At 61.2% G+C, this 8,097-nt stretch carries 5 protein-coding genes and 1 pseudogene; 5 read left to right on the top strand and 1 reads right to left on the bottom strand.

Translation table 11 applies throughout. From position 1 onward, the window contains the following. Nucleotides 1-146: 146 nt before the first annotated feature. The 5 genes from Q7U39_16375 to terL all read left to right on the top strand — a co-directional run bounded on the left by Q7U39_16375 (nt 147) and on the right by terL (nt 7,277). Nucleotides 147-593 carry a DUF2924 domain-containing protein gene (locus Q7U39_16375; GenBank protein MDO9119538.1) on the top strand — a complete coding sequence of 149 codons (447 nt, stop codon included), beginning with the start codon at nt 147-149 and terminating at the stop codon, nt 591-593. Then, nucleotides 590-2,128 (top strand): recombinase family protein, encoded by a 1,539-nt coding sequence (locus Q7U39_16380; protein ID MDO9119539.1) that lies wholly within the window; start codon nt 590-592, stop codon nt 2,126-2,128. Before Q7U39_16375 ends, Q7U39_16380 begins: the two co-directional genes overlap by 4 nt. A gap of 1,722 nt (nt 2,129-3,850) precedes the next feature. Beyond that, nucleotides 3,851-5,233 carry a DNA methyltransferase gene (locus Q7U39_16385; protein ID MDO9119540.1) on the top strand — a complete coding sequence of 461 codons (1,383 nt, stop codon included), beginning with the start codon at nt 3,851-3,853 and terminating at the stop codon, nt 5,231-5,233. Beyond that, a complete protein-coding gene (locus tag Q7U39_16390) occupies nt 5,230-5,817 on the top strand; it encodes a DUF5681 domain-containing protein (GenBank protein MDO9119541.1) in 588 nt (195 codons plus the stop codon). Before Q7U39_16385 ends, Q7U39_16390 begins: the two co-directional genes overlap by 4 nt. Before the next feature lie 47 nt (nt 5,818-5,864). Further along, nucleotides 5,865-7,277 carry a phage terminase large subunit gene (gene terL, locus Q7U39_16395; protein ID MDO9119542.1) on the top strand — a complete coding sequence of 471 codons (1,413 nt, stop codon included), beginning with the start codon at nt 5,865-5,867 and terminating at the stop codon, nt 7,275-7,277. A gap of 195 nt (nt 7,278-7,472) precedes the next feature. Here terL and Q7U39_16400 read toward each other — a convergent pair. Continuing rightward, nucleotides 7,473-7,797: pseudogene (locus Q7U39_16400) on the bottom strand (IS21 family transposase). Nucleotides 7,798-8,097: the final 300 nt, after the last annotated feature.

The following is an 8,097-nucleotide window of genomic DNA, read 5'->3' on the forward strand; positions in this document are numbered from 1 at the left end:
CAGATCAGCAAGTCTCTGGTGTGGCAGGCGCACAGCGTGAGGGGAGCGATGTCGGGTGCCCTCAAGAAGAAGCAGGGCCTCACCATCATCCATGAATTAACCGGCGACGGCCGCCGCCTGTATCGGATCGGCTGAGCGGTCGCTCCATGCGCTCCGCATATAACGGCACGCCGGAGGCCGGGATCGCCCTAAGCGATCTCGGCCTCGCCGAGTTACGCCGCGTGTGGAAGGAGCGTCTTGGCACGCCTCCCGAGATTGCCAGCACCGACCTGACACGGCGCTGGCTCTTGTGGGAACTCCAGGCGCAGGCCAGAGGCGGCTTCGATGCCACGACACGCCGCCGACTTCGACAGCTCTGCAAGGCGTTTCGAGCCGATCCGCCATCGACACCGCTACCCGATACTGGCCCGAGGCCGGGCGTCACACTGACCCGGGAATGGAATGGCGTGACCCATCGGGTGATGGTGCTGGAAGAGGGCTTCGCCTGGAATGGTCAGAAGCATGCTTCCTTGTCGAAGATCGCCTATCACATCACCGGTACACGCTGGTCGGGGCCGCGCTTCTTCGGCCTGCGCCAACAGCGCAAGTCATGACCACGTTTCGCCGGTGCGCCGTCTATACGCGCAAGTCCAGCGAGGAAGGCCTGGAACAGGCATTCAACTCCCTGCATGCCCAGCGCGAGGCCTGCGAGGCCTTTATCAAGAGCCAGGCACACGAGGGCTGGAGGCTTGCGAAGGTCGCCTACGATGATGGCGGCTTTTCCGGCGGCAGCATGGAGCGTCCAGCTCTGCAACGGCTGCTGGAGGACGTGGCCGCCGGCCGGATCAACGTCGTGGTGGTGTACAAGGTCGACCGGCTGACGCGTTCCCTTGTAGACTTCGCGCGAATCGTCGAGACGCTGGACGGCCACGGCGCCAGCTTCGTGTCCGTCACGCAGCAGTTCAACACCACCAGCTCGATGGGGCGACTGACCCTGAACGTGTTGCTGTCATTTGCCCAGTTCGAGCGTGAGGTCACGGGCGAACGCATCCGCGACAAGATCGCGGCCTCGAAGCGCAAGGGCATGTGGATGGGCGGCACCATCCCCCTGGGATACGATATCAGGAACCGCGAGCTTGTCGTGAACGAGGCTGAAGCGGCTACGGTTCGGGACATATTCGACCGCTATATCCGCCTCGGCTCCGTGGCAGAACTCCGGGCGGACCTTCAGCGACGCGGGATTCTCAGCAAACGATGGACATCGTCGACTGGTCGCACCTGGGGCGGTGCGACGTTCAGTCGAGGAGCGCTGTACTGGTTGTTGCGCAATCCCGTGTATGTCGGGCGGGTCGCGCACAAGGGAAACAACTACGAAGGGCAACAGGCAGCCATCGTCGAGCAGGGTCAGTGGGAGCAGGCTCAGGCTCTCCTGTCCGAGAAAAGTGCATCTCGGCAACGGCGTCCCGTCGCTCCGGGAGGCCGTCCTCTCAGCGGGCGATTGTTCGACGACCGGGGCAACGCGATGAGCCCGAGCTATTCAACCAAGCGCAATGGTCAGAGATATCATTACTATGTCAGCCAGGCCCGGCTGCAGAATGACAAAGCAGGTGCCGGTACAGTCGCTCGCGTCCCTGCCAGGGAAATCGAGCGGCTCGTGCAGGAGGCTGTGGGAACCAGCGACAATGACGGATCAGGCTCCGCCTCGGAGCTGCTGCGCCAGCGGGTCGAGCGCGTTGTGGTGCATGCGGACCATATCGAGATCGTGAAGGCCGCCACCGACGACATGCCCGGCGATGACGAAGGAGAAAGCCGAACCATCGTCGTGCCCGCCAGACTTGCCCATCGCAATCGTGCCGTTGTCCTCGACGACGGACGGGCCGGCCCCGATCCTGTCCTGCTGAAGGCACTTGGTCGGGCCCATGAGTGGCGCACCTGGCTTGAGCAGGGTGAGGCCCATTCCTTCCAGGAGCTCGCCTCGAAGGCGGGTGTCACCCCGGGGTACGTTCAGAAAGTCCTGCCTCTTGCGTTCCTGGCGCCGGGTCTGACCCGCGAACTGCTCGATGGCCGGCGGCGCCTGCACGGCGGCCTGATGGCCCGCCTGAATCGAGGCATTCCCACCGACTGGGATCAGCAGCTCACCTCGTTCTGACGTCGGCCCACCGCGTCATTCTGTCTCAAGATGCCGTATCTGGCCCCTTGGGTTGTGGCGGCGACCATGTTCTTGGCAAGACGCCACATGGAGTGAGACCACCATCTGGGCGCCCCAGAGACACTCGGGCCAAAACCGGCAATTTGCTCAGAATTTCAGAAAAAAGGCCGGTCTCTGGTCTCACCATAGCCGGCAAAAGGCCCGGCGTTAGCTACTCTTGCCGAGGTGTCTCTGGCATGGCCGCCCCACTAGGGGGTGGCTGGCTGTGCAAGCAGTCCGACGCGAACCGTTCTCCGGCCGAATTCCCTGACAATGGCCAATCTGCAGGGATTTATCGACCTGAATCGGTACTTTTGAAAAATTTCGGCGCCAGAAGTGCAGCGACTTCAAAGGTTTGGCGGCAAATTCCCTAGCCGGGCTACCAGGGAATGTCCGCTGGCTAGCAGGGAAGTCAGTCTGCTAACTAAAATCGGGCGGTGGCTGCCGAAACGCTGTCGCCTGGTGGCGGCGGGTGCGTTGCCAACCCATCGCTTCTTGAATCGGTTGACCTACTCGCGGTTTGATATCACCATGGATTTGCGGTCGGGCGAAGCTCGCCGCGGCACGGGATGGATGTCCCACTCAAAGGTTTATCCGCGACCTTTGGGATCTGAGAAAGCGGATGCGAGCCATATGTGACGGATGACCCCGTGCACTTTGGTCAGAGGCCGGAAGCCTCGGGGTGGATGCCCTGAATCCAGACGCAGCAGGAAAGCTGATCTGGACCGATTTGTTCCCATCAATCCACTAGCTGCCGGATGGCATGCGCGTTCGCGCCCGCGCTCCGGCAAGGAGTGAGTAATGCGTTGCACCGACGCCAACATTTCGGTTGATCGGATTAGGTCAAACCCGAAGAAGCACCCGCTGTCCTCACCTCGCTGCGCCAGTACCGCGCTATCGCCGAAGGCATAGTTCGCGTGGTCAGAGGACTCCCCATCCTAACGTTCAAAGGAAAGACTCCATGATCAAACACCGCAAACTCACACGACACGAGAAAGGTTGGCCAGAAGGGGCCGTGGTCCTTGCTCGAGCAGCTCACGCAATCCGCTTCGAAGCTTTACAATCTCTCCGTGTCGCACTGCACGATGAACGATTTCAGGAATGGTACGAGCGCATGTTTTCGATGCTGGAGGCGATCCTTGACAACGAACCACAGCATAAACTGATTCCTGAAGCCTTGGAGCATCTCGTGCGTACACGATGCGATCCTGCAGACCCAGATGCAGCTTGGGATGTCGCCGTTCACTCCGCGCGGTCTGGGTTAGCGGCGTGCTTCTCTAAGTGGCGACAAGAGGCATAATTACTGTAACCGAACGATGTGCAAGCGCGGTAGTGGCGCTCTGCGGAATTACAGCCGGCTTGGATAGCGAGACCGCTTCTTGTTGAAGCGATCGAGTTATTCATGATAATTCTAAAATGGTGGAGCGTAATCGAGCGGATGCCGTTCGCGCTCCGGGAAGGATATCCTCTCAAAGGTTGCCGCGACCTTTGGGGCCAACAAGCGGCGCCGAGCCAACCACGTGACGGGTGATTCCACACGACTGGCTCAGAGGCTGCAAGCCTCGGGGTGGATGCCCCAGTTCTAGCCTCGGTGGATGCCGAGCTGGACGATTTGTTCCCATCAATCCACTAACTGCCGAATGGCATGCGCGTTGACGCGCGCGCTCCGGCGAGGAGCAGATTATGCATCCATCTCAGGTCACTATTCCGACGAATCGCATCAAAGCCAACCCGAAGAACTGCCGGACCCATTCCAAGAGACAGATCCGGAAAATTGCCGCCAGCATTCGGGCGTTTGGCTTCGCGGCGCCAGTTCTGATCGACGAGCAAGACGTGCTGATAGCCGGGCACGGTCGTCTGGAGGCCGCGAAATCGCTTGGGATGTCGTCCATTCCGGCGACCGTCATCAAGGGGCTGAGCGACGCCAAGAAGCGGGCGCTGATGCTCGCCGATAACCGGACCGCCCAAGACGCCGGCTGGGACCTCGAGCGACTGGCTGAAGAACTGGCCGAGCTGCCCGAGCTTCTCATCGAAGACAACCTCGACCTGACCGTAACCGGCTTCGAACCTACCGAGATCGATCGACTGACTGCCGACTTTGAGGATCCCTCAAGTGATCCCGCGGACGACATCAATGTCGATAATCTGGATGGTCCAACCACGACGCGCGCTGGCGACCTCTGGCAACTCGGCAAGCATCTGCTGCTGTGTGGTGACGCCCGCCGCTCGGACGACATCGCTCGCCTGCTCGGGGACGAGCGAGCGCATATGTCGTTCCAAGACCCGCCCTACAACCTAAAAATCGGTGGAGTCGTGGGACGAGGCGCTCGCAAGCACCGTGAGTTCGCCATGGCCTCGGGTGAAATGTCCCCCGACGCGTTCGTTTCCTTCCTGACCGAGACCTTGGGCGCCGCGGCTCAATTCTCGATGGATGGCGCCGTCCACTTCGTGTGCATGGATTGGCGGCATGTCGAAGAGCTCATGAGAGCAGGCCGTGCCGTATATGGCGAGATGCTCAATCTGGTCGCCTGGGTAAAGACCAACGCGGGTCAGGGCTCTTTTTACCGCAGCCAGCATGAACTGATCGGTGTATTCAGGGTCGGCACAGCGCCACACCTGAACACGATCGAGCTGGGGCGCCACGGCCGCAACCGCTCGAACGTGTGGACATACGCCGGTGCCAACACCTTCCGGAAGGGCCGTCTGGAAGATTTGCGGGGCCACCCGACGGTGAAGCCTGTCGGCATGATCGCCGACGCCATAAAGGACTGCACCCGTCGCGGCGAGGTCGTTCTCGACACCTTCTGCGGCTCCGGCGCAACGCTGCTGGCGGCAGAGCGGGTGGGACGTCAGGGGCGCGGGCTGGAGATCGACCCAGCCTATGTCGATCTCGCGATCCGCCGCTGGCAATCCTTCACCGGCCGCGACGCCGTGCACGTGGAGTCCGGTCTGACCTTCGAGGAGATGGGCGATCGCCGTGTCGACGTCCCGAGGACGATGATCGACAGACCTACGACCGGCCGGCGGCGTGCCGCGACCACTCGGGCGGGGAGGTCGTCATCATGAACCCGAAGACCTCCAAACCCGTTCGGCTCAGGCGGTCGCGCAAGATTCTTGGCGTGCCGGACCGTCAGCCTGGTGGCGTCGGGCCTGATGTTCAGGACGGCATGCAAGATGGCGCGCTGGAAAGCTGCCCCGCTTCCGACGCAAATTATACCGTCGGATATGGGCGCCCACCGACGCACACCCGCTTCAAGCCGGGGAAGTCCGGCAATCCCAGGGGCCGCTCGCCGCAGTCCCGCAACCTGAAGACAATCGTGAAGCAGGTTCTTGATGAACCGACGCCAGTCCGTAAAGACGGCCGGATTCGGCAGATGGCGGCGATCGAGGCCCTAGTCCGCACGACGTTGAGCCGGGCTTTCAAGGGCGATCTGAAGGCCTTCGCCTTACTCTTCGCAGTGATAAAGCACAGTGGCTACGGCGCCGAGGCCGTTGGAAGCACCCAGGATATTCTGCCAGGAGAGGATCTCAACGCAATCCTCAATGAGTACCTCGCCCGCTTCACGCGCGAGGACTCAATAGATACCGAACCGTCACCTGACAACTCAGCCGGTGCCGCTGATCCGTCCAAACCGGGGGAAGTGCGATGACAGCGCCAGCCCCATCGACTGGTCACCGCAATCTCAATCAGGTTGCCGTGGCTATCCTGACAACAGATCTCTATTCCTTCGTACAGGCCTCGTTCCCGATCGTCTCCGGCGGAGGGCGCCTGTTGCCAAACTGGCATCTTGAGGCGATGTCGCACGAGCTGAACGCGGTGATGAGAGGCGCCACGAGGCGGCTTCTCATCACCATTCCTCCTCGCAGCCTCAAGTCAATCTGTGCATCGGTTTGCCTTCCGGCCTTTGCCCTGGGACACGACCCCAGTCGGCGGATTATTTGCGTCAGCTATGCGGAGGCGCTCGCACGCAAACACGCCAACGATTGCCGTGCCCTGATGCGCTCGGAAATGTACCGGGGCGTATTCCCAAGGACCCGCATCAGTCCGGCAAAGGACACGGAGACCGAGGTAATGACCACCGCCAGGGGGTCCCGCCTCGCGACTTCCGTCGGCGGCACGTTGACCGGCCGAGGTGGTGATCTCCTCGTCATCGACGATCCGCTTAAGCCGCAGGATGCGCAATCCGAGGTCGCACGGGAATCGCTCAAGCAGTGGTATTCCAATACCCTGCTGTCACGCCTCGATCACAAGGGCGTAGGTTCGATCATCGTCGTAATGCAGCGCCTTCACCCCGACGATCTCGTCGGGCATCTCCTGGAACAGGGTGGCTGGAAACATCTGAACCTTCCGGCCATCGCTGAGGAAGAGATGGTCGTAACCCTCAGCGCAACCCACCGTCATCGACGACGGGTCGGAGATCTGCTTCATCCGGAACGCGAACCACGTGCTGCTCTCGACGAACTGAAGGCGTCGATGGGGTCAATGGAGTTCGCCGCGCAATACCAGCAGGCGCCGGTACCCATCGGAGGCAATCTCATAAGATGGTCGTGGTTCAAATTCTATGACCATCAGCCCGCGCCCCAGCCGGGCGACAGGTTGATCGTCAGCTGGGATACTGCGCAGAGCAGCCACGAACTGGCTGACTATTCTGCTTGTGTTGTCCTGCTCGTGCGCAAGGAGACTGTCTATATCCTCGACGTCGTGCGGGAGCGCCTGGAATACCCCGATCTCTTACGGGTTGTTCTGAAACACCACCGCCGTTTGCGGAACGCCGGCTGTTCATCCTACGCGCTGCTCATCGAGAGAAAGGGATCGGGCCTCAGCCTGATCCAGGATCTGCAGCGACAAAACATCCATCCAATCGGCATCAATCCGGAAGGCGACAAGATCATGCGCATGGCTGCTCAAACGGCTCCGATCGAGGCAGGAGCCGTCCACCTCCCGACACGGGCCGGGTGGCTCGACGAGTTCAAGAAGGAAATACTCTCCTTCCCGAAGAGCAGACACGATGATCAGATCGACGCCTTGTCACAGGCGCTGCAGCGCGCCTTCGCCCCGGCACCGCCGCAGGCTGCTTTCGGCATCTACGGAACGGTCGCCGACATATGAACAGCATGCACGGCAGTGCCGCATCCATAGAACGGATTCAGGATAACGTCGCACGCATGGGACGACGCCGTGGTCGGCATCTCCTCGATCAGCCAATCGCCAAGCTCTGCATCACGGGCCGTGATTGCTGTTTGGGTGCCGTGATCGACGCGAACAGTGCCCCAAGCCCCGCACCCGCGAGAAAACCAGCCTCAACACGTAATCCTTCACGATAGTCAGGCCACCGGCGTAACCGTGTTCGTCGCGCAGCCGCTCGAAGATCCGCTTCGAGGTGTGCCGCTGCTTCGTTGGACGCCCCTTATCATCCTCCAGGATCTGATCGATGATCCCGACGAAAGGGTCCAGCTTCGGCCGTGCCGGCGGGCGGGCGGCTGCGCCGGTACCCGGGCGGAACCGAGAAGGCCAACATCTTCGCTACCGTCCGAGGATCCAGCCCGAACCGACGCCCCGTCTCGCGACGACTCAGACCCTCGATCCGCACCGAATGGCGGACCTGCCTGTAAAGCTCCACGCTTTTCATCCCCCAGCCCTCTGCACCCCGTGCAAAGAGCTATCTGCCGAGGCATTTTTGCTCCGGCGCAACCAGACTTTCTGGCCGCTTCAATGAGGGATTTTCTCTCCGGCGCTTACAGCGAAAGTGCCGCGCTGAGACAGCACATTCGAGATGATGCCGGTCATGAACTTCGATTTGATCCTGGAGGTGAAGCCACCCCAAGGCGGCGAGATTGAATTCGAGAACATACGAAGGCTGTTCTACAAGCTGCGTGAAGCCGGCATGAATCTCAAGTGGATCAGCTTCGACACCTTCCAGTCGGCGGAC

Source organism: Nitrospira sp. (genome assembly GCA_030653545.1).
Lineage (GTDB): Bacteria > Nitrospirota > Nitrospiria > Nitrospirales > Nitrospiraceae > Nitrospira_D.

Excerpts from the sequence above, each read along its gene's own strand:
- Q7U39_16375 (MDO9119538.1), top strand. The coding sequence starts at position 147 with ATGCGCTCCGCATATAACGGCACGCCGGAGGCCGGGATCGCCCTAAGC.
- Q7U39_16380 (MDO9119539.1), top strand. The coding sequence starts at position 590 with ATGACCACGTTTCGCCGGTGCGCCGTCTATACGCGCAAGTCCAGCGAG.
- Q7U39_16385 (MDO9119540.1), top strand. The coding sequence starts at position 3,851 with ATGCATCCATCTCAGGTCACTATTCCGACGAATCGCATCAAAGCCAAC.
- Q7U39_16390 (MDO9119541.1), top strand. The coding sequence starts at position 5,230 with ATGAACCCGAAGACCTCCAAACCCGTTCGGCTCAGGCGGTCGCGCAAG.